Source organism: Janthinobacterium agaricidamnosum NBRC 102515 = DSM 9628 (assembly GCF_000723165.1).
Classification (GTDB): Bacteria; Pseudomonadota; Gammaproteobacteria; order Burkholderiales; family Burkholderiaceae_D; genus Janthinobacterium; species Janthinobacterium agaricidamnosum.
On the sequence record NZ_HG322949.1, the window covers coordinates 3731373 to 3751804 of the forward strand.

The following is a 20432-nucleotide window of genomic DNA, read 5'->3' on the forward strand; positions in this document are numbered from 1 at the left end:
ACGGCAGGACGGCAGGCTGCGCTATTTCTCCGGCTTCTGCTTTTCGTTCCGCCTTAAAAAGACGGACGGCGCGTGTGGCTGTGGAAGGATGCGAAACAGAATGCGATACAGGCTGAAAGGCAGCGCCAACGCATCGCTTGATTGAAGCCGGACACTTGTCCGGCGAGCAAACAGGAAGCGAAAAAAAACAGCCGCATCGCTGCGGCTGTTTTTTCATGCTTAATTCTGGCTCCCCGACCTGGACTCGAACCAGGGACCTGCGGATTAACAGTCCGTCGCTCTACCGACTGAGCTATCAGGGAAAAGAGGCCGCATTATATACGGCGTTTTTTGACTTGTCCAGACCAGCCATCGCCCCGCATGAATTCACCCGGCGCAGTGCAGCGGCCAAGCCGTATCCGGCACCCGAAATATTGCCTATAAAATAACAATAAAGTTAATACTACAGCCTGACAAAACCACCAATTATCATTATTAACATATTTTCCATAAAGCGATATATCAGCTAAAAAAATATACTCACCGCCAATCTCACCATATTGCAAATTTCAAGGTGCTGTTTTTATAAAACTGACTTAATATAAGTACGCTGTACTCAAACAAAGATAAGGCCCGACTCCAGCAACGGACACGGCTTGGCTGGTTACCCCACATTTGAAAGGGATCGACTATGGACATGTTTCTCGGAACAATTATCGGCGTTGGTTTTAACTTTCCGCCACGCGGCTGGATGAGTTGCAATGGACAGTTGTTAAGCATCAGCCAAAACTCCGCCTTGTTTGCCTTGCTCGGCACGCAGTACGGCGGCGACGGCGTTACCACGTTCGGCTTGCCCGATTTGCGCGGCCGCATTCCAGCAGGCACCAACCAGGGCATCACCGGCCGCATCGTCGCGGACAACGGCACGACCGGCGGCGCCGTCAATACCACCTTCACCGCGCCGGGCACCGGCGCCGCCACCGTGACGCTGACCGTGCCGAACTTGCCGGCACATAACCATACCGCCACTTTCACCGCCAGCGGCGGCTCGTCGACCACCGTCGCCATCAAGGTCAGTACCGACAACGCCACCACGGCGACGCCGACCAGCACCAGTTACCTGGCGGTCGGCAAGTCGTCTGGCGCGGTCACGCCCTACTTGTATCGGGACAATATCGGTAGCGGCAGCACCACGCTGGCCAGCGACATGGCCACCGTCAGCGGCGGCGGTTCGGGCGGCACGGTGACCGTTAATAATACCGGCAGCGGCACGCCGCTGACGGCGCCGGTGACGGTCACCACCAACGGCAGCGTGGCGACCGTGCCGCCATTTCAAGGCGTGCTGTACATTATTTGCGTCGAAGGTATTTTCCCAAGCCGTAATTAATTATCGCGATAGCATAAAAAGGTGCGTCTATCGCACCTTTTTTTATGTCGGCACCGTGTGGAAGCGATAATCGCTGATGCAGCCGAATGCAGCGGACCGGCCAACAATCCATCGCTAAAAATTATAATCGGCAACTGGTTTTTTATTGAAAATCATCTTACTATTCATTCGGCTTTCTACCACGTCACGCAAACCCTTTATTTTTCAAGGATGACCCATGGATCCAATCTTAGGCACGGTTATGTTGTCGGCATTTCCCTTCGCACCCAAAGGATGGATGTTTTGTAATGGCCAGGTATTGAACATCAACACCAACGCCGCCCTGTATGCCTTGATCGGCACCACGTATGGCGGCGACGGCCGCACCACGTTCGCGCTGCCCGACTTGCGCGGGCGCATCCCGGTTGCGCTGAACGGCACGCCGGCGCCGGACCGCATCGTCACGGCGCCTGTCACCACGCCGGGCGGCGCCGGCAATCCCAATATGGGCGACACGCTGGGCAGCAACGTCAGGCTGACCAGCAGCGGTAACGTCACCGTTGCGTTGACGCAAGCCAACTTGCCGGCGCATACCCACACGGCAAGCGTCTCGACGCCGCCGTCGGTGGTCAACATGAACATCACCGCCAGCCTGGATAACGGCAATTCGATCACGCCGATCGCCAATGGTTACCTGGCGCAATCGAAAGCCAACGGCGCCAGTGTGTCCAGCGTCTATATCGACAAGCTCGGCACCACCGGCAGCGTCACCATGGCCGGCGGCAGCGCGCAAGTAACGGTGGCGACCACGGTCACCAATAGCAACACCGGTTCCGGACAGCCATTGCAAGCGCCGACCACGGTCACCGCGACCAGCGCACCGACGCCACCGTTCCTGGCGATGCAATATATTATTGCGGTCGAGGGTTATTTCCCGCAGCGTAATTAAGCCTTGCCAGTCCCGACCTCGCACACCAGTCCCGGCTGGCGTCCCAGCCGGTAATGGAAGTGCAGCGTCGCCGCGCCTGCCAGCAGCGGTTTTCCCGGCAGGCGCAGCGGCAAGTTCAAGCTGCAATCGTAATCGGACAATACGATATCGCGATAGACCTGGATACGCGTCAACAAGCGCGGCTCCGTTGCATGCAGCACTGTCGGCAACTTGATGCTGGCGGCCGGCAAACTGGCCGCGCCGGCATCCCGCCAGGCCCGCATATTGCTCGCATTCAAGGTAAATACTTCGCCCCAGTCGGCGCAGGGATGCCGGCGTGAACGGCCCGGCAAGCCAAGATGTACCGATACCGCCGTCGGCACCAGCGCCGCCAGCGGCGCCTGCAGGAACAGATTGCGCATGATGGCCACCTGCGGTTCCTTGCCCAGCGCCGTATTCATGGTTTCGCTGACGATCACTTGCGGCATCGACGCCGCCGGTATCCGGTACAGCGCGGCGTCGGCGCACACGAATTCCCGCACATGGCCGCCATAACCGCATCCTTCGATCAGCTCGCGCGCATAGGCCAGTGTTTCAGGGTGCACTTCGAGTATCGTGAATTGCACTTGCTGTGGCGAAAATATCGCCATCAGCGGCAAGGCCAGCAAGGCAAACGGGCCGCAGCCGGCATACAGTACCGATACCGGCGCATGCCCGGTCAGCGCATCGCCGATGGCCGCCGCCAGGCCCTTGATGAAGGCGGCGCTGCGCAACGGTTCGCGCGCGCACAAGCCCGCTTGCACCGGTGAAATCGCCCAGCCGCTCTCCAAGATACGTTCGCCGGCGGTCATGTGGTCCGAAGCAGCCATCGACAGCCGCGTATGCTGTTCGACCAGGCTGCGCAACTGGCCCGCTTCGCCGATCAGCGACTCCAGCGGCCGTAACGGATCGGCGATGGCGCGCGCAATGCCGGCCAGCCCGGCTTGTGCCGCGCTGGCCTCCATCACGAAAAACTGACCTGGTAGCGCTGCTTGCCCGCTTCGCCGGCCTTGGCCGGCAGCGATGGCGCGATCGGCCACACATACCATGACACCTGGCCCAGGTGCTCATGGTCCAGCGTGTAGTTGCCCTCGCTCAGCACCAACTCGGCCGGGCCGCTGAAAATCAGGCTGAGCGGCGTGCGGAACTGTTCCGGCAAACCACGCCGCGGCAATTCCGCGGCCTCGGTCAATATCAGCGGCACCAGACCGGCCGCCGTATGTGCGCTAAAACTGCTGTTCAAAAACGGACTGATCTGCTCAAGCGTCATATTCATCGCCTCATCCTGTGAATGTGGTTGCAAGACCGCGTAAATAGAGGCAGCATAGCAAATAGACAGCATCTTGTTAAGAGCCTATCCCAGTCTACTGGGATAGGCTCTAAGTATCCCGCCACCCACTGCATACCATGGAGTCCCGGTGTATTGCCTGCCCACCCCCTACCGCTTGCGCCCATTCAACGACAATGCCGAAGACGCCGCGTTCGCCGCTGCGCTGTACCGCTCCACCCGCGACGATCTGCGCCTGATGCCAGCCGATCCGGCCTTCATCGCCGACTTGATCGCCATGCAGCAGCGCATGCAAATCCAGGGTTACCGCCAGGCTTATCCGCAAGCAGATTATCTGGTGCTGGAACAGGACGGCGCGGCGATCGGCCGGCTGGTGCTCGACCGCGACGATACAGCGTTGCGCATCGTCGATATCGCGATCTTGCCGCAAGCCCAGGGCCAGGGCGCCGGCAGCGCCGTGCTGGGCGCGCTGCAAGCGGCGGCGGCCAAGCAGGATCAGTGCATTCGTCTCGGCGTCAGCCACGGCAATCTGGCCGCGCGCGCCTTCTATGCACGCCTCGGTTTCCATGCCGCCTCGGAAGACGCGCTGCAACAGCAACTGATCTGGAGCGCCGCATGAAACCCGCCAGCACCTGGCTGCAATTGCCGATGACTTTCGACGTGCCGCGCATGCAGCGCGACAGCGACCAGTTCCAGGCCGGCGACTGGATCGACCACTTCAATACCCGTGCCTATGAACAAGGCTGGAGCTGCATCCCGCTGCGCTCGGCCGGCGGCGCGGCGGACCACATCATTCCGCTCGACGGCGCGGCCTTCGCCGATACCCCGCTGCTGGCCCGCTGCCCCTGCCTGCGAGAAGTGATCGCCAGTTTCGCATGCGACACCGGCGCGGTGCGCCTGATGGCGCTGCAAGCGGGCGCGCAGATCCACGCCCACCGCGATACCGGCACCGCGCTGGCCGATGGCTTGACGCGCATCCACATTCCAATCCACACCTCGGAGCACGTGTTGTTCAGCATCGATGGCGAAGCGGTTCATTTTTCGGCCGGACACGCGTGGTATATGGACGCCAGCTGCCTGCACGCGGTAGAGAATCGCGGCGCCACGCCGCGGGTACACCTGGTGCTCGACTGCATCACCAACCAGTGGCTGGAGCAACTGTTCGAGCGCGCCGGTTTCGTGCCGAAAACCGCGCCGAAATATGCCGACCCGAGCATCAACGATGGCAATGTCGCAGAGATCATCGACCGCCTGCGGACGTCCGGCGCCCCGGCCGCGCTGGGCCTGGCGGCCCGGCTGGATGCGATACGCCGTGGAGCTGGAGCATGAGCGCCAACAACGGTTTTGCATTGCAGGAACGCTTGCTGAGCAAGGGAGAAGCTATCCCGTGGCAAGCCGGCATGGCGTTGCACGGCTGGTATCCCATCACCGTCAACCGCGACCCGGACCACGGCGCCATTGCGGTGTGCTGGCGCGACCTGGGACAGCTCCGTTTTAGCGATTCTTTCTTCAACAATACGCTGGAGCGCCAGCCGCGCGAACAGCGCCGGGTCTGCCATACGCCGCTGTCGGCGCTGGACGATATTGACGATAGTTTGCCACCCACCGCCTTCATCTTCCACGTCTCGCGTTGCGGCTCGACCTTGCTGACCCAATTGCTGGCCTCGCTGCCGCAGTGCGTGGTGATGTCGGAGCCGCCGGTGATCGATTCGGTGCTGCGCCTGCACCACGACCACCCAGGCCAGGATACCCCGGCGCTGCTGCGCAAAGTGATACGCGCGCTGGGCCAGCGCCGCTCGATAGCCGAGAAAAAATTCTTTATCAAATTCGATTGCTGGCACATCCACAGCCTGGCTTTATTGCAGCAAGCTTTTCCAGAAACGCCGTGCCTCTTTTTATACCGCGAACCGCAAGCGGTGCTCGCGTCGCACCAGCGCCAGCGCGGCCCGCAAATGGTGCCGGGATTAATTCACCCAGCCTTGCTGCCGCTGCCGCCACACGCCATCGGCCTCGGCGACCTGGACGCTTATGCCGGGCTGGTGCTGGCAAGTTTTTTCGCGGCCGCGAAAAACCATGCCGGGGCTGGAAAATTAAAGCTCATCAACTACAATCAATTGCCGGGAATACTGTTTTCGGCATTGCTGGACGACTTGGCCGTCGAATACACGCAAGAACAGTTGCAAACGATGCGGCAGCGTTCGGGCTTTCATTCCAAATACACCGGTAACGCTTTCCAGGGCGACCCGCCAGCAGCGCAGGCGGATCGTTTGTCGATCATTGCCGCATCGATACAGCCTTTGTATGCGGAGCTGGCGCATCCGCACTATTGATGACAACCACAGGCGCCAGCGCATCGCTGGCGGCAACACCCCGAAACGCCGCGACATCGAGCGTGCGTCGGGTGTTCGCGCCAACCATGCCGCTTCGCATCACCAGGATAGCTTGTCATCCGCCTCGCCCGATGGCCATATTCCGGTGCCAGCTCATGCATCCAGAAAAATACCGACATGCTGCAAGAACAGCGCCGGATACTGGAAGTGCGCGCCGTGCCCCGAATCGGGATAAATAATCAGCTGGGCGTTCGGAATGTGCTGCGCCAAGTTGTAGGAGTTGATAGTGGGAACCATAATGTCATCGCTGCCGTTGACCACCAGGGTCGGCTGCCGGAGAACCTTCAGCTCGGCGTAAGGTTCGCCTTTCGGCTGGCGCCATGCGGCGATCGCCGCAAGCTGGGACATCATGGTTTGCTGCGAACTTGGCACATCCAGGTCCGCCGTGCGCCAATGGCGCCGCTCCCAGAACGCCCTGCCCGCCGCCTGGCTGGCGTCCGATGGCCCAAAGAAGAGTATCAGGAAATCCTCCAGTGTCGGAATCGGATTGCCGGTGGCCGCCGGCACCACGCGCGCATCGGTGCCGAGCACGCCAGCGCGCGGCCCGGTGCCAGCCAGCACCAGGCGCCGCACCAGATGAGCGTGACGGAAGGCAACTTGCTGCGCAACATATCCCCCCAGCGAAAAACCGAGCACATCGACCTCGGCATAACCAAGCGCGCCCAGGAATAGCGCGACATGATCGGCCATCGCCTCGATCGTGTCCGGGGTTGCGCCGCTGGACGCCGCCACCCCGGCATTGTCGAACAGGATCACGGTACGTCCCTGCGCCAGGCCGTCGGTGATCAGCGGATCCCAATGATCCATGCCGCCGCGAAAGTGCTGCAAGAAAATCAGCGGCACGCCCTTGCCGCTGCCAAAGCGGCGATAGGCATAACGATGGCCATTGGCGTCGATAAAACTGGTCGGTACGGAAATATGCGTGTGTTGCATGATTAATACTCCTGATATCGGGTAAAGGGCTAGGCTGGCGGGCGCCGGCCATCGCATGTTATGATTATGATCGCAATCAATGTTTTAATGATAGTGATCGCAATCATTAAAGTCAAGCATATTATGATGATGAGGTTTTGACATGAAAGTCAGCAAAGAGAAGGCCGCGGAAAACAAGGCTGTACTGATACGCACCGCCGCCCGCCTGTTTCGCGAGCATGGCATCGACGGCGTCGGCGTGGCGGAAATCGCGCGCAGCGCGGGCTTGACGCATGGCGCGCTGTACGCGCATTTTCCATCGAAGGAAGCGTTGGTGGCGGCGGCGCTGGCCGATGGCATGGCGCGCAACCAGGAACGCCTGGAAGCGGGCCGCAATGGCGCGCCGTTAGAGCTGGCCAGCTTGCTGGAGTCGTATCTGTCAGGCGAAAGGCGCGACAATCTCGCGGTCGGATGCACGATCGCCGCGTCGGCCAGCGAGATCGGCCGCCAGGATGAACATACCAGCGCCTGTTTCAGCGTCGGCTTTGAAGAGATGACCAGACTGGTCGAAGCGACGCTGGTCCAGGATCTGCCGGCCGGCGCAGCGCGCCAGCGCGCGCTGGCCATCACCGCGGCGATGATAGGCGGGATCGCGGTGGCGCGCGGCGCGGCCAAGGCGCGGCCGGAATTATCCGATGAAATCCTGGCCGCGGTGCGCCGCCAATTACTGGAACTGGGCCTGGCGCGGCCGGCTTAGAGCCTATCCCAGTAGTGAGCGTCTTCTGCTGGCCGCGCATCGGGAGCGCGGACCAGGCGGGAGGAGGACGCGTGGCGGGCCACGCGACGACGAGCAACGCAGTCCCCGCTGCTGAGGAGCGCCAGAAGAGGGCGTATTCATCTACTGGGATAGGCTCTTAGCCGGTGCCCAGATAAATGAACTTGAACAGGAATACGGCGGCGATAATCCAGGCCATCGCCGACACTTGCCGGGCGCGCCCGGTCAGCAGCTTCAGCACCGCATAGCTGATGAAGCCGAACGCCACGCCGGTGGCGATCGAATACGAGAACGGCATCATCAGCGCGGTGATCGCGGCCGGCACGCTTTCAGTGCCGTCTTGCCAGTCGACATGCACCAGTTCACGCAGCATCAGGCACGCCACATACAGCAACGCCGGCGCGGTCGCATAGGCCGGCACGGTGCCGGCCAGCGGCGCGAAGAACAGGCATCCGAGGAACAGCAGCGCCACCGCCACGGCGGTCAGGCCGGTGCGGCCGCCCGCCTGCACGCCGGCCGCGCTTTCGACAAACGCGGTGGTGCTCGAGGTGCCCAGCGCGGCGCCGGCGACGATCGCCGTGCTATCGGCCAGCAAGGCCTTGTTGAGGCGGTCCATCTTGCCATTCCTGAGCAGGCCGGCGCGGCTGGCCACGCCCATCAATGTGCCGGTCGCATCGAACAGCTCGACCAGGAAAAACACCAGCACCACGTTCAGGATGCCGAACGACAGCGCACCCATGATGTCGAGCTTGAACAGCGTCGGCAGCAGCGACGGAGGGGCCGACACCACGCCGTGGAACTGGTTGCCGCCGACGATAAAGCTGGCCAGCGTGATCAGCAGGATGCCGATCAGGATCGCGCCGCGCACCTTCAGCAAGTCGAGCGCGACGATGATGAAAAAGCCGGCGATGGCGAGCAGCGGACCGGTCTGGTGCAAGTCGCCGACGGTGATGATGGTGGCTGGATTCGACACCACGATGCCGGCGCTTTTCAATGAAATGATGGCCAGGAACAGGCCGATGCCGACCGAGATCGCGGTGCGCAGCGACGGCGGGATGCTGTCGATGATCATTTCGCGGATCTTGAACAGGCTGACCACGATGAACAGGCAGCCGGAAATGAAGACCGCGCCCAGCGCCACTTCCCACGGCATGCCCATGCCCTTCACCACCGCATACGAAAAATACGCGTTCAAGCCCATGCCCGGCGCCATCGCGATCGGGTAGTTGGCGTACAGGCCCATGATCAGCGTGCCGAGCGCCGCCGCCAGGCAGGTGGCGACGAACACCGCATCCTTGGGCATGCCGGCGTCGCCCAGGATCGATGGATTGACGAAGATGATGTACGCCATCGTCAGGAAGGTGGTCAGCCCGGCCAGCAATTCGGTGCGGACATCGGTGCCGTGTTCCTTCAGTTTGAAATAGCGCTCCAGCAGTTGCATGGTGTTCCCCCAGGTGTCGTCAAATCGTCGATGGTGAATAAATCAATCCTGCGCGCCGGCCAGCTTGAACGCCCACCAGCGGCTGCCGAGGAAATTCCAGGCCAGGCCGATCCCCGTCGCCAGCACTTGCGCGATCCAGTAATTCCAGCCCAGCTGATGCACCAGCAGCCACATCAGGCCGGTATTCATGCACCAGCCTATGCCCAGCAAGGTGAAGTACTTGGTCGCGGCTTCACCGTGCCCCTTGTCGCTTTTAAAGGTGAAAAAATAATTGAGGATGTAATTGACCACCGACCCGAGCACATAACCGAGGCCGGAGGCGGCGGCGGCGCTGGTCCCGAGCAGTTCGACGCCGGTCCACAGCACGCCATACTGGACGGTCGTGCCGGATGCGCCGACGGCGGCGAAACGGAGAAATTGGCGCGAAACGGACATCGACAAGCTTTCAAAATAAACTGCGTGAAAATAAAAAGGCGGCCTGACTATGAACCAAGCAGCAAGTTCCCAGCTCCAGGCATTCGAAGCGGCATTATATCCGGGGACAACAGCGCGGCGGCTATCGGCGGCGACGGCAGTCAAGACACGCCCCCTGATCCGGACGGCTCAAAAAAAGAATGCGGCCTCACGCGCTTTTATTCCGTCGTCCGGACACGGCATCACCTTACAGCGGCATGTCGAGAAAGCCAGAATTACTTGTGCCGCCGCCCTTTATCATGAATAATAATGAGAATCATTATTATATAAGTCAAATCCTTCCGGGAGTGGGCGTGTCCGCCGACAGCATCAACCGCAACGAATTCCTCAGCCTGCTGTTCCACAACCACCATGGTTGGCTCGCGGCGTGGCTGCGCAAAAAGACCGGCTGCCCGCATCGCGCGGCCGACCTGGCGCAGGAAGCGTTCGCCCGCATTTTGATGCTGCCCGACCCGCGCCGGCTGGAACAGCCGCGCGCCTTCATGGTCACCACCGCGACCCGCATCATCATCGACGAGCAGCGCCGGCGCATGCTGGAACAGAGCTATCTCGAGGCGCTGTACCGGCTGCACGGCGACGATCCCTTGTGCGCCGACTCGCCCGAACAGATCATGCTGGCGGTGCAAGCGCTGCAAGCGATCGACAGCATGCTCGGCGGCCTGGCCGCCAAACCGCGCCGCGCATTCTTGCTGAGCCGGCTGGATGGCCTGGGCCACGCCGAGATCGCGGCCGAACTGGGCGTATCGGCCAGCATGGTCAAGCAATACCTGGCCAGCGCGCTGGGCCATTGCTACCGCGTGCTCTATCCGGCGGCGGCATGAGCGTGGACACCGTGCAGCAAGAACCCGACGCGGCGGTGGTCGACCAGGCCATCCTGTGGCTGACCCGGCTCAGTTCGGGCCTGGCCAGCGACGAACAGCGCCGCGCCTACCGCGACTGGTGCGCCCAGCATCCGCAGCACGCGCTGGCGGCGCGCCGGCTGGAAGGCATCTTTTCCCGCTTCGACGGCTTGCCGGCGCAAGCGGCGCGCAGCGCACTCGACACCGGCCGCCGGCCGCGCAGGAAAGCGGCGGCGCTGACGCTGGCGCTGCTGCTGGCCGGCGGCGCCTGGTCGCTGCTGGCGCCGCAAGCGCGCTACTGGAACGCCGATTACCGCACGACCGCCGGCCAGCGGCAAGTAGTGCAACTGCCCGACCACAGCATCCTGACCTTGAATAGCGGCAGCGCCGTGAAGCTGCATTACGACCGCACGCAACGCCGTATCGATCTGCTGGCCGGCGAAGTGCTGGTGCAAGTGGCGCATATCGCCGACCCGGCGCGACAACCGTTTATCGTCACGACCGCCGATGGCAGCGCCCGCGCGCTCGGCACGCGCTACCTGGTGCGGCGCGAGCCTGGCGGCACGCTGGTGACGGTGCTGGAATCATCGGTGCAGGCCGCCAGCGCCAACGGCAAGATGTCGCGCAGCGTGCTGCCGGGGCAGCGCGTTTGCGTCACCAGGGACGCCGTCAGCGCGCCGCAAACGCTGGATGCGGAGCAGGCGGCCAGCTGGGTGCGCGGCCGGCTGGTGGCCGACAATACCGCGCTGCCCGACGTGCTCGCCAAACTATCGGATTACCGCCACGGCGTGCTGCGCTACGATGCGGCGCAGCTCGGCCAGCTGCGCGTGTCCGGCGTGTTCGCGCTGGACGACAGCGAACGCACGCTCGATACGCTGCAGGCGCTGCTGCCGATCACCGTCACGCGCTACACGCGGCTGCTGACGGTGGTGTCGCCGAAGAACCCGGCGCCGCCGAAAAAAATAATGTCCCTTATTTTTGCCGGGCCGCTGTCCCTTCGTCTTTCTGCTTCGTCATGGTTAACGAACTCCATCGACAGGAACCGACATGACACCGAAAAATACCCTCCACCCGCTACGCCTGGCGGCCCGCCTGACACTGCTGTGCGCCAGCGGCGCCGCGCCCTTCATCATGGCGCCGGCCGCCCACGCACAAACGCCAGCCGCGGCCACGGCGGCCAGCCAGCGCCACGCATACCATATCGCCGGCGGCCCGTTGAGCGCCGTGCTGAACACATTCGCGCAGCAAGCCGACACGCTGCTGGCGTTCGACCCGGCGCTGGCGCAAGGCGCGCTGTCGCCCGGACTTAATGGCAGCCACACGCCGCAATCGGGCTTCGAGGCGATCTTGCGCGGCAGCGGCCTGAGCGCCGCGCCGCAGGCCAACGGCAGCTTCCTGGTCCAGCGCGCCGCCGCGGCGCATGGCGCCAGCCCGCACACGGCAGTTGCCGCCACCGGCGCGCCGGTGTTGAGCGAAGTGGTGGTGGTCGGCGCGCGCACGCCGACCCGGATCACGGAAATCCCCAGCACCGCCTGGATCATCGCCAGCGAACAAATCACGGCCCAGGCGCGCGCCGGCGTACCGCTGAAGGAAATGCTGGGCAACCTGGTGCCGGGCCTCGACATCGGCCCGCAAGGCCGTACCGCCTTCGGCCAGAACCTGCGCGGCCGCAGCGCGCTGGTGATGATCGACGGCGTGTCGCTGAACGGTTCGCGCGCGCTGAGCCGCCAGTTCGACTCGATCGACCCGTTCAACATCGAGCGCATCGAAGTACTGTCCGGCGCCAGCGCGCTGTACGGCGGCAACGCCACCGGCGGCGTGATCAACATCGTCACCAGGCGCGCCGCATCCAGCCAGTTGGCCTTCACCAGCGAAGCCGGCCTGCGCAGCGGCTTGCGCAATGGCGACGACCTCGATTGGCATGTCGCGCAATCGCTTGCCGGCGGCAACCAACAAGTCTTCGGCCGGCTCGGCATCGTGTATGGCAAGACCGGCGCCGCCTACGACGGCAACGGCAACGGCGTGATCCCGGACATCACCCAGACCGACCTGCAATACAACCAGTCGATCGACATCCTCGGCAACCTCGACCTCCGACTGGCTCAAGGCCGGCACCTGAAACTGCTGGCGCAAGTCTATGATTCCGGCTACCGGCCGGGCAAGGCGCTGTACCTGGGCCGCAACCTGGGCGGCGCGATCCAGCTGAGCGCCGCGCCGGTCAATCCGGCGCTGCTCGACATCCGCGACGGCTTTTCGTCGGATATCAAGCCGCGCACCAAACGCCACATGTTCTCGGCCGACTACCATGCCGACCAGATCGCCGGCGGCCAGGACTTTTACCTGCAAGCCTACACGCGCAGCGAAAAACTGGACTTCTATCCCTTCCCCGGCATCGACAATTACGTCGCCGGCGGCGTTCCGGGACGCGCGCTGAACTACGCCGCGTCGCGCCAGAATACCGACACCTCGGGCTTGAAGGCGGTGTTCGCCAAGCAGTTCGACAAAGTGAAACTGACCTACGGCGTCGATTACGACCACGAGCAGTTCGAAGGCAAGCAGGTCTTGTTCGACACCGCCCAGGCGCTGCAAAGCGGCGGCCTGGTATTCAGGCAGAGCGCCCAATTGGGCCGCTACCCGGGCTTCAAGACCGACATTTACGCGCTGTACGGCCAGGCCGACTGGCGCATCGGCCAGACCCTGTCGCTGTCCGGCGGGGTGCGGCGCCAGCGCGCCGACATCGAGGTCGACGACTTTGTGCAAGCCGCGCAGCAGCGCCTGATCGCCGCCGGCATCGGCCGTTCGGCGCAAGCCATCCCGGGCGGGAAAAACAGCTACGAAGTCACCTTGTTCAATGCCGGCCTGCTGTACAAGCTGTCGCCGCAACAGCAGGCCTGGACCAATTACTCGGAAGGCTTTGAGCTGGCCGACCCGGCCAAATACTATGGCCAGGGCAACTACACGCTGGCTGGCGGCGCGACCGGCACCTGGAATTTGCTGAACTCGATCAACGCCGGCGCTGCGCCGATGAGCGGCATCAAGACGCGCCAGCTGGAAGCCGGCTGGCGCCATCGCGGCGGCCCGCTGGCGCTGCAAACGGCGCTGTTCTACTCGAAGTCGGACAAGGCGATCGATGTCAACCGCAGCACCTTCGATATCACCCTGGTCGACCAGAAGGTGCGCAACATCGGCCTGGAAGGACAAGTGAACTACAGCGTCGACGAGCAGTGGGATACCGGCGCCAACTGGCTGGCCATCATCACCCAGCAGCAAGGCAACGGCGACTGGAACAAGCGCGACGTGACCGTCTCCAGCCCATCCAAGCTGACCTCGTATGTCGGCTGGAAGCAGGCGGCGCTGGCCTTGCGGCTGCAAGGCACGCAGGTGTTCGCGCTGGCGGATGCGTCCGGCAAGCGCCTCACCGGCTATGCGCTGTTCGACTTGCTGGGCGCCTACCGGCTGCCGAAGGGCACGCTGAGTTTCGGCATACAGAACTTGCTGAACCGCGACTACACGACGACCTGGGGCCAGCGCTCGAAAATCCTGTACGGCGGCCTGATCGCCGCGCAAGCGCTGGACTACAAGGGCCGCGGCCGCAGCTTCGGGGTGACTTACGCGCTGGATTATTGATGGCGAATTGACATTGCCGATTGCTAAAATGATGGCCAGGCACTACAATTGAGAATGATTGTTATTATCATTTAATGCCCAGCATCAGATGCATGCCGTTCACGGCGCTGCTTCGCCAAGCTCACTGAACGCCATGTCCACCGCCCAACCATCGCTGCAATCGCTGCCCTTCCGCTACCACTGCCGCGCCCTGGATTCTTCCTTCGGCGGCAATGCCGGCGTGACCTTGCGTGGCGCTTTCCAGGCGATGGCCGTGCAGAGAGGAGGCGGCCCACGCACATCACCGGCATAAGCAGGCCACGGCATCATCCTATCGCCTGGGCGCGGCAACGCGCCCAGCCTTCACCCCTTTGCAAATGACAACAACAAGCATGCATACCAGGACCAGCACTTTCACCACCTTCGACAAGAACACTCTCGCCCTCTCTCCACGGCGCAGCGCCATGGCCATCCACCTGACGCTGGCCGGCCTGCTCGCCGCCGGCAACGCCCAGGCGCAGGCCAATGACAGCACCAAGGAGCCGCAAACCATGGCGCCCATCGTCGTCACGGCCGGCGCCCAGGGGCCAACCGAGAACAGCGGCTCCTACACCAGCAGCGCCAGCACCGCCGCCACCGGCTTGAACCTGTCGCTGCGCGATACGCCGCAATCGGTGTCGCTGATCACGCGCGAACGCCTCGACGACCAGGCCCTGCGCTCGGTGTTCGAGGTAGTCAATAGCGCGCCGGGCATCTCGGCCAAGGAACTCGACAGCGTGCGCGGCTCCTTTTCATCGCGCGGCTTCAACATCGACAAGCTGCAGATCGACGGCGTGCCCATGCCCGGCAACGACGCGGGCGAAGCCAAGGCCGACACGGCCATCTATGATAGGGTTGAAATCGTGCGCGGCGCCACCGGCCTGATGAACGGCACCGGCAGCCCTTCGGCCTCGATCAACCTGATACGCAAGCATGCGGACAGCAAGACCTTCACCGGCTCGGCCAGCCTGGGCGCCGGTTCCTGGGGACGCCGCGACGGCGTGCTCGACCTGAGTTCGCCGTTGAACCACGACGCCTCCGTGCGCGGCCGCGTAGTGGTCAGCGCCGAAGAACACGATAGCTTCATCCGCCTGGAACGCGGCGGCAAGGCGCTGTTCTATGCCGTGCTCGACGCCGACGTGGATGCGGCAACCCATGTGAGCGTGGGCGCCAGCGAGCAGCGCGACCGCCACCGTGGCAACCAGTGGTCCGGCCTGCCCCTCTTTTATGCGGACGGCGGCCTGACCAACTGGGACCGCTCGGCCACCACCGCCGCCGACTGGAACCGCTGGGACACGCAGCAGCGCAGCGTTTTCGCAACACTGGAACACCGGCTGTCCAACGGCTGGAAATGGCAGGCGTCGGCCACGCGGCGCAGCAATACCGGCGACCAGTACCTCAACTGGATCAGCGGCAGCCCGGACCGGAACACGGGCCTGGGCCTGAATTCCTTCCTGATCGGCTATGGCGTCGATGAACACCAGACGGACGTCGGATTGACGGCCGTGGGTCCATTTACTTTGTTGGGACGCCAGCACGAACTGGCCATGGGCCTGCTGCATGGCGAGTACACCATGCGCTGGCTCCCGCGCGCAGCCAGTGTCACGCCGCCCATCGGCGACTTCCGCGCGTGGACCGGCGGCTATCCCGAGCCCGCATGGGGACCGCAACAGGTGGGCAGCAGCACCCACACCACGCAGACCAGCGCCTATGGCGTAACGCGGCTGCAACTGACGCAAATGCTGAAACTGATCGCCGGCGCCCGCGTCAGCAACTGGCGCCGCGACGGCGACCAGGCGCTGTGGACCGACGTCGCCTACACGCAGCGCCACCAGGGCGTCGTCACGCCGTATGCGGGTCTGATATGGGACCTGGGACCGCAAACGTCGCTGTACGCCAGCTATACCGACATTTTCGACCCACAGGATTACCGCGACCGGCGCGGCGTCTATGTCGATCCCTTGAAAGGCAAGAGCGCGGAAGCGGGCCTCAAGGGCGAACTGCTGGATGGCAAAGTCAATGCCGCCGTGGCCGTGTTCCATGTCAAACAGGATAATTTCGCCATCGCCGACGGCACCACCTTCGTGCCCAACACGCGCGAGCAAGCCTATATCACCATCGACGGCGCGACCACCAAGGGCTATGAAACGGAAGTGAGCGGCGATCTGGCGCCAGGCTGGAACGCCAGCATCAGCTGGACGCAATTCACCACCAGGGACGCCAGCGGCAAGGATATCAACACCGTGCATCCGCACAAGCTGCTCAAGCTGTACACCAAATACCGCCTGCCCGGTACCTGGCAAAAACTGGCCATCGGCGGCGGCCTCAACTGGGAAGGCCGCAGCTACACCAGCGTCATCAATCCCGCCAGCGGCAATCCTGTCGACGTCGGCCAGGACGCCTACGCCGTCGCCAGCCTGATGGCCCGCTACGACATCAGCCGCCAGCTGTCGCTGCAGGTGAATGTGAATAACCTGTTCGACAAGCGCTATTACGCCAACCAGCTCGATGTATTCAACAACATCACGTTCGGGGCGCCGAGGAATGTACTGGCGACGCTGAGGTATACGTTCTGACGGTCAGCGGCAGGGCATGACGGGGAGAGGCAGCGAGGTGTTGTAGCCACCTCTCCCGTTTACATCTTGGGCGCACCAAATAGTAGCCGGCCAACAATCCTGCACAACGGCCATGCTGAGCGCCATAGTTAGCTATGGTTAATGCCGTCGGATTTATCTTTTCAAGTCACGCCACGAGTACAGTCCAACTTTTTCAGCTGGCGCAATTCCACAGGGCAATATCAGATTATGTTCGGGGAAGCAGCAAGTTATATGACTACCAGCGCCCAAGAGACATGGATATTTCACAGGTCACAAATAACTGCGCACCATCCAATCTCGCGGCCGCCTCAGAACCCGCACTGGAATGCAAAAAGCCCAACCGTAAAGGCTGGGCTTTTTGATGCTGCTGATGTTCTGGCTCCCCGACCTGGACTCGAACCAGGGACCTGCGGATTAACAGTCCGTCGCTCTACCGACTGAGCTATCAGGGAAAAGAGGCCGCATTATATACGGCGTTTTTTAGATTGTCCAGCAAGAGTGGCGGGCAAAATATTCATGGTCCCGCCGCATCCGCTGCACCACTACCTGCGAGGCTGCTCAAGCAGCGTTTGGGCGCATAGCGTCACACCGGCGCCTGCGGCGTGTAATCGAACACCAGCACCCTGGCCAGCCACGGCTTGAGCAAATCGGTAAAGCGCAAATGCGCCGGATCGGACAGGTAGCTGTCGCGCTGGCACGCATTGTCGAACACCAGCGTGAAGCAATGGGTATAGCCGTCATCCAGGCCTTCCGGGCTGACGTTTTCGCCATATTCGAAATGGCGCACCTGCGGGATGAGCTCCTTCAGGCGCGCGAATTCGCGCACCAGTTCGGCGCCCTGCCGCTCCGGCATCTCTTCGTGAAACGCGCATAGCACGACGTGCCGCAAACCTGCTGGAATTATCATGGTTTATATCCTGTCCTGTTTTGGTTCGATCAGCATAGCGCGAAAATCGTTGACGTTGGTGTGCGTGGGTCCGCACGCCACCAGATCGCCCAATGCCGCGAAGGCGCGGTAGGCGTCGTGCCGCTCCAAGGCGCCGCGCATGTCGACGCCCTGCCGGCGGGCGCGGGCCGCGCTATCGTCCAGCCACAGCGCGCCGGCATTGTCTTCGCTGCCATCGACGCCGTCGGTGTCGCAGGCGATCGCGTGGATGCCGGGCGCGCCGCGCAAGGCCAGGCCCAGCGCCAGCAGGAACTCGGTATTGCGCCCGCCGCGTCCCGGTGTGACAGCGCCAAAACTGACCTTGGTTTCGCCGCCCGACAAGATCACCGCCGGCCCGGCCAGCGGCTGGCCGTAACGCTGCGCCGACAAGGCGATCCCGGCGTGCATTTGCGCCACTTCGCGCGCCTCGCCCTCGATGCAGTCGCCCAGTATCAGCGGCGCGTAGCCCAGCTCGGCGGCGCGCCGCGCGGCCGCCTGCAGGCTTTGCATCGGCGTGGCGATCAACTCGGTGCGGCAATGGGAAAAGTCGCCGCCCAGCGGCACGGCGACCTGCAAGGCTTTCCGCACATGTGCAGGCAAGTTGACGCCCAGGCGCTCGACAATCGCCAGCGCGGCATCGTCATGATCGGCACAGGATGGCGGCACCGTCGGCCCGGACGCGACCAGCGCCGGATCGTCGCCCGGCACGTCGGAAATCACCAGCGTCAGCACTTGCGCCGGCCATGCGGCGGCGGCCAGGCGGCCGCCCTTGACCAGCGACAGCGCCTGGCGCACGCGGTTCAATTCGCGGATCGTGGCGCCGGCCTGGAACATGTCGCGCGTCAGTTGCTGCTTGTCGGCCAGGCTGATGCCGGCCACCGGCTCGACCAGCAAGGCCGAGCCGCCGCCGGAAATCAGGCTGATCACCAGGTCGTCGGCGCTCAGGCCAGCCAGCGCCGCGTGCATCGCCCGGGCGGCGGCGATACCGTTTTGATCGGGAACAGGATGGGCCGCTTCCAGCACGCGCACCTGCCGGCACGGCACCGCGTGGCCGTAGCGCGTGACCACCACGCCTTCCAGCGGGCCGGGCCAGAGCGCTTCCAGTTGCGCGGCCATTTCGGCGGCGGCCTTGCCGGCGCCGATCACCACGGTCTTGCCGCGCGGCGGCGGCGGCAGGAATGGCGGCAGCCGCCTGGCCGGCTGCGCGGCGGCGACGGCGACCTGGAACAGGTCCAGCAAGATGGCGCGAGGAGTCATGGAGTCTGGTGAATGGCGAATGAACAACGCTCATTCTGCCATGAATGAGCAACTGTTTTCTCGCGCACAAACCAAAAAAGACCACGTTTTTCAACGTGGCCTTTTGAATTCTGGCTCCCCGACCTGGACTCGAACCAGGGACCTGCGGATTAACAGTCCGTCGCTCTACCGACTGAGCTATCAGGGAAAAGAGGCAATATTATATACTTCTTATCGCGCTTCAGCAAGCTTTCTGCATCGACTGAAGTATTTCATATTACCTTCCGGAAAGTTTTTTCAAGCGATCCGGAGAACAAAGATATTAAAGGACTTTGGCGATTGCGTCAATAACGATATCGATATTGCGCGAATTTAATGCTGCCACGCAAATACGACCGGTATCGAGCGCATAGATCGATTCCGCGCGCAGCGCTTCCACCTGGGTCTTGGTCAAGCCGGAATACGAGAACATGCCGACTTGCTGGCTGACGAAGGCGAAATCGTGGGCTGGCGCTTTTTCCTTCAGCTTGCGCACGAAGTCGACGCGCATTTCGCGGATGCGCACGCGCATGCCGGCCAGCTCGTCTTCCCACAGCTGGCGCAGTTCAGGGCTGGCCAGCACCGTGGCGACGATCTTGCCGCCCTGGGTAGGCGGATTCGAGTAGTTGGTGCGCACCACGCGTTTCAGTTGCGACAGTACCCGGGCAGCCTCTTCGGCGCTGGACGCCATCACGCTCAGCGCGCCGACGCGCTCGCCGTACAGCGAGAACGATTTCGAGAACGAGTTCGACACCAGCAGCGGGCCGCCGGCGGCCGCGAAACGGCGCACCACCGCGCCATCTTCCGAAATGCCGGCGCCAAAACCCTGGTAAGCCATGTCGAGGAACGGAATCAGGCCGCCGTTGGTCACGGTGGCGATCACTTCGGCCCATTGCGCGGACGTCAGGTCGGCGCCGGTCGGATTGTGGCAGCAGGCGTGCAGCACCACGATCGAACCGCGCGGCATCGCGTTCAGGTCGGCCAGCATGCCGTCGAAATTGACGCCGTGGGTGGCGTCATCGTAGTAGGCGTAGTTATTGACGACAAAACCGGCGCTCTCAAACAGCGCGCGGTGATTTTCCCAGCTCGGGTCGCTGATATACACTTGCGCGCCCGGCGCGAAGCGCTGCAGGAAGTCGGCGCCGATTTTCAGCGCGCCGGTGCCGCCCAGCGATTGCACGGTGACCGCGCGGCGCTCTTGAATCACGGCGCTGTCGGCCCCAAATACCAGTTCTTGCACCGCCTTGTCGTACGCGGCCAGGCCGTCGATCGGCAGGTAGGTGCGCGGCGCGGCTTGCTCGATCAGGATCGCTTCGGCTTTGCGTACGCACGATAACAGCGGCACCTTGCCATTGTCGTCATAATACACACCAACGCCCAGATTGATTTTCGCAGGATTTTGGTCCGCGTTGAAGGCTTCGGTAATTCCCAGGATAGGGTCGCGGGGAGCCATGTCGATGGCGCTGAACAGGCTGGCAGGAACAAGAGGGTTCGTCATGATAAGATTGAATTCGATTGAAGGCAGGTTCGCAGCGGAATTGCCGATAGCGCCCCTCCAT

19 protein-coding genes and 3 tRNA genes are annotated in these 20432 nt (G+C 62.9%); 11 read left to right on the plus strand and 11 right to left on the minus strand.

What is annotated here, in order from left to right; all coding sequences use genetic code 11:
- Nucleotides 1-226: 226 nt before the first annotated feature.
- Nucleotides 227-302: transfer RNA gene (locus GJA_RS15880), tRNA-Asn, on the minus strand.
- Nucleotides 303-670: 368 nt separating this feature from the next.
- Between GJA_RS15880 and GJA_RS15885 the strand changes: the two genes are divergently transcribed.
- Together GJA_RS15885 and GJA_RS26270 are read left to right on the plus strand one after the other, a co-directional pair.
- Nucleotides 671-1366: a phage tail protein gene (locus GJA_RS15885; protein ID WP_038493970.1), complete on the plus strand. Its 696-nt coding sequence runs from the start codon at nt 671-673 to the stop codon at nt 1364-1366.
- A 217-nt stretch (nt 1367-1583) separates the two neighbouring features.
- Nucleotides 1584-2294, plus strand: a complete 711-nt coding sequence (locus tag GJA_RS26270; protein WP_081905448.1) for a phage tail protein — start codon at nt 1584-1586, stop codon at nt 2292-2294.
- Here GJA_RS26270 and GJA_RS15895 read toward each other — a convergent pair.
- Nucleotides 2291-3280 (minus strand): SAM-dependent methyltransferase, encoded by a 990-nt coding sequence (locus GJA_RS15895; RefSeq protein ID WP_144241562.1) that lies wholly within the window; start codon nt 3278-3280, stop codon nt 2291-2293. The genes GJA_RS26270 and GJA_RS15895 overlap by 4 nt on opposite strands.
- Nucleotides 3277-3588: a DUF6916 family protein gene (locus tag GJA_RS15900; RefSeq protein ID WP_038493976.1), complete on the minus strand. Its 312-nt coding sequence runs from the start codon at nt 3586-3588 to the stop codon at nt 3277-3279. Before GJA_RS15900 ends, GJA_RS15895 begins: the two co-directional genes overlap by 4 nt.
- A 142-nt stretch (nt 3589-3730) precedes the next feature.
- Here GJA_RS15900 and GJA_RS15905 point away from each other — a divergent pair, with 142 nt between their 5' ends.
- The 3 genes from GJA_RS15905 to GJA_RS26275 are packed head-to-tail and all read left to right on the plus strand — an operon-like array spanning nt 3731 to nt 5930.
- Nucleotides 3731-4219, plus strand: coding sequence for a GNAT family N-acetyltransferase (locus GJA_RS15905; protein WP_144241563.1), 489 nt, complete (start codon nt 3731-3733; stop codon nt 4217-4219).
- Nucleotides 4216-4929: an aspartyl/asparaginyl beta-hydroxylase domain-containing protein gene (locus tag GJA_RS15910; RefSeq protein WP_038493981.1), complete on the plus strand. Its 714-nt coding sequence runs from the start codon at nt 4216-4218 to the stop codon at nt 4927-4929. The genes GJA_RS15905 and GJA_RS15910 overlap by 4 nt, the downstream gene beginning before the upstream one ends.
- On the plus strand, nt 4926-5930 hold the full coding sequence (locus GJA_RS26275; protein WP_051780967.1) for a sulfotransferase family protein: 1005 nt from the start codon (nt 4926-4928) through the stop codon (nt 5928-5930). The genes GJA_RS15910 and GJA_RS26275 overlap by 4 nt, the downstream gene beginning before the upstream one ends.
- Nucleotides 5931-6083: 153 nt before the next feature.
- Here the strand turns inward: GJA_RS26275 and GJA_RS15920 are convergent, their stop codons facing one another.
- Nucleotides 6084-6923, minus strand: a complete 840-nt coding sequence (locus tag GJA_RS15920; RefSeq protein WP_038493984.1) for an alpha/beta fold hydrolase — start codon at nt 6921-6923, stop codon at nt 6084-6086.
- A gap of 142 nt (nt 6924-7065) precedes the next feature.
- Here GJA_RS15920 and GJA_RS15925 point away from each other — a divergent pair, with 142 nt between their 5' ends.
- Nucleotides 7066-7659, plus strand: coding sequence for a TetR/AcrR family transcriptional regulator (locus GJA_RS15925; protein WP_038493987.1), 594 nt, complete (start codon nt 7066-7068; stop codon nt 7657-7659).
- Nucleotides 7660-7816: 157 nt separating this feature from the next.
- Here GJA_RS15925 and GJA_RS15930 read toward each other — a convergent pair whose 3' ends face one another.
- Both GJA_RS15930 and GJA_RS15935 read right to left on the minus strand, forming a co-directional pair.
- Nucleotides 7817-9118 carry an NCS2 family permease gene (locus GJA_RS15930; RefSeq protein WP_038493990.1) on the minus strand — a complete coding sequence of 434 codons (1302 nt, stop codon included), beginning with the start codon at nt 9116-9118 and terminating at the stop codon, nt 7817-7819.
- 42 nt (nt 9119-9160) lie between these two features.
- Nucleotides 9161-9553, minus strand: a complete 393-nt coding sequence (locus GJA_RS15935; RefSeq protein WP_051780969.1) for a GtrA family protein — start codon at nt 9551-9553, stop codon at nt 9161-9163.
- Nucleotides 9554-9602: 49 nt separating this feature from the next.
- Here GJA_RS15935 and GJA_RS27425 point away from each other — a divergent pair, with 49 nt between their 5' ends.
- The 5 genes from GJA_RS27425 to GJA_RS15955 all read left to right on the plus strand — a co-directional run bounded on the left by GJA_RS27425 (nt 9603) and on the right by GJA_RS15955 (nt 16652).
- The gene (locus GJA_RS27425; RefSeq protein ID WP_144241564.1) at nt 9603-9839 is read left to right on the plus strand and encodes a hypothetical protein; all 237 of its coding nucleotides are present in this window, start codon (nt 9603-9605) and stop codon (nt 9837-9839) included.
- A gap of 46 nt (nt 9840-9885) precedes the next feature.
- Nucleotides 9886-10413: a sigma-70 family RNA polymerase sigma factor gene (locus tag GJA_RS15940; protein WP_242404558.1), complete on the plus strand. Its 528-nt coding sequence runs from the start codon at nt 9886-9888 to the stop codon at nt 10411-10413.
- Nucleotides 10410-11741 carry a FecR family protein gene (locus GJA_RS15945; protein WP_051780970.1) on the plus strand — a complete coding sequence of 444 codons (1332 nt, stop codon included), beginning with the start codon at nt 10410-10412 and terminating at the stop codon, nt 11739-11741. Before GJA_RS15940 ends, GJA_RS15945 begins: the two co-directional genes overlap by 4 nt.
- Before the next feature lie 172 nt (nt 11742-11913).
- Nucleotides 11914-14058 (plus strand): TonB-dependent receptor, encoded by a 2145-nt coding sequence (locus GJA_RS28340; protein ID WP_242404670.1) that lies wholly within the window; start codon nt 11914-11916, stop codon nt 14056-14058.
- 371 nt (nt 14059-14429) lie between these two features.
- Nucleotides 14430-16652, plus strand: coding sequence for a TonB-dependent siderophore receptor (locus GJA_RS15955; RefSeq protein WP_051780972.1), 2223 nt, complete (start codon nt 14430-14432; stop codon nt 16650-16652).
- Nucleotides 16653-17049: 397 nt separating this feature from the next.
- Here the strand turns inward: GJA_RS15955 and GJA_RS15960 are convergent.
- The 5 genes from GJA_RS15960 to GJA_RS15980 all read right to left on the minus strand — a co-directional run bounded on the left by GJA_RS15960 (nt 17050) and on the right by GJA_RS15980 (nt 20371).
- A tRNA-Asn gene (locus GJA_RS15960) sits at nt 17050-17125 on the minus strand.
- 131 nt (nt 17126-17256) lie between these two features.
- Complete coding sequence (locus tag GJA_RS15965; RefSeq protein WP_038493997.1) at nt 17257-17580, minus strand: Dabb family protein; 324 nt, start codon at nt 17578-17580, stop codon at nt 17257-17259.
- A 3-nt stretch (nt 17581-17583) separates the two neighbouring features.
- A complete protein-coding gene (locus GJA_RS15970; RefSeq protein WP_038494000.1) occupies nt 17584-18855 on the minus strand; it encodes a glycerate kinase type-2 family protein in 1272 nt (423 codons plus the stop codon).
- 111 nt (nt 18856-18966) lie between these two features.
- Nucleotides 18967-19042: transfer RNA gene (locus tag GJA_RS15975), tRNA-Asn, on the minus strand.
- 114 nt (nt 19043-19156) lie between these two features.
- Nucleotides 19157-20371, minus strand: a complete 1215-nt coding sequence (locus tag GJA_RS15980) for an amino acid aminotransferase (protein ID WP_174525978.1) — start codon at nt 20369-20371, stop codon at nt 19157-19159.
- Nucleotides 20372-20432 lie beyond the last annotated feature (61 nt).

Bases quoted from the DNA above. Each gene is read 5' to 3' on its own strand.
- GJA_RS15885 (WP_038493970.1), top strand. From the start codon at position 671: ATGGACATGTTTCTCGGAACAATTATCGGCGTTGGTTTTAACTTTCCG.
- GJA_RS26270 (WP_081905448.1), top strand. From the start codon at position 1,584: ATGGATCCAATCTTAGGCACGGTTATGTTGTCGGCATTTCCCTTCGCA.
- GJA_RS15900 (WP_038493976.1), bottom strand. From the start codon at position 3,588: ATGAATATGACGCTTGAGCAGATCAGTCCGTTTTTGAACAGCAGTTTT.
- GJA_RS15910 (WP_038493981.1), top strand. From the start codon at position 4,216: ATGAAACCCGCCAGCACCTGGCTGCAATTGCCGATGACTTTCGACGTG.
- GJA_RS26275 (WP_051780967.1), top strand. From the start codon at position 4,926: ATGAGCGCCAACAACGGTTTTGCATTGCAGGAACGCTTGCTGAGCAAG.
- GJA_RS15920 (WP_038493984.1), bottom strand. From the start codon at position 6,923: ATGCAACACACGCATATTTCCGTACCGACCAGTTTTATCGACGCCAAT.
- GJA_RS15925 (WP_038493987.1), top strand. From the start codon at position 7,066: ATGAAAGTCAGCAAAGAGAAGGCCGCGGAAAACAAGGCTGTACTGATA.
- GJA_RS15930 (WP_038493990.1), bottom strand. From the start codon at position 9,118: ATGCAACTGCTGGAGCGCTATTTCAAACTGAAGGAACACGGCACCGAT.
- GJA_RS15935 (WP_051780969.1), bottom strand. From the start codon at position 9,553: ATGTCCGTTTCGCGCCAATTTCTCCGTTTCGCCGCCGTCGGCGCATCC.
- GJA_RS27425 (WP_144241564.1), top strand. From the start codon at position 9,603: ATGAACCAAGCAGCAAGTTCCCAGCTCCAGGCATTCGAAGCGGCATTA.
- GJA_RS15945 (WP_051780970.1), top strand. From the start codon at position 10,410: ATGAGCGTGGACACCGTGCAGCAAGAACCCGACGCGGCGGTGGTCGAC.
- GJA_RS15955 (WP_051780972.1), top strand. From the start codon at position 14,430: ATGCATACCAGGACCAGCACTTTCACCACCTTCGACAAGAACACTCTC.
- GJA_RS15965 (WP_038493997.1), bottom strand. From the start codon at position 17,580: ATGATAATTCCAGCAGGTTTGCGGCACGTCGTGCTATGCGCGTTTCAC.
- GJA_RS15970 (WP_038494000.1), bottom strand. From the start codon at position 18,855: ATGACTCCTCGCGCCATCTTGCTGGACCTGTTCCAGGTCGCCGTCGCC.
- GJA_RS15980 (WP_174525978.1), bottom strand. From the start codon at position 20,371: ATGACGAACCCTCTTGTTCCTGCCAGCCTGTTCAGCGCCATCGACATG.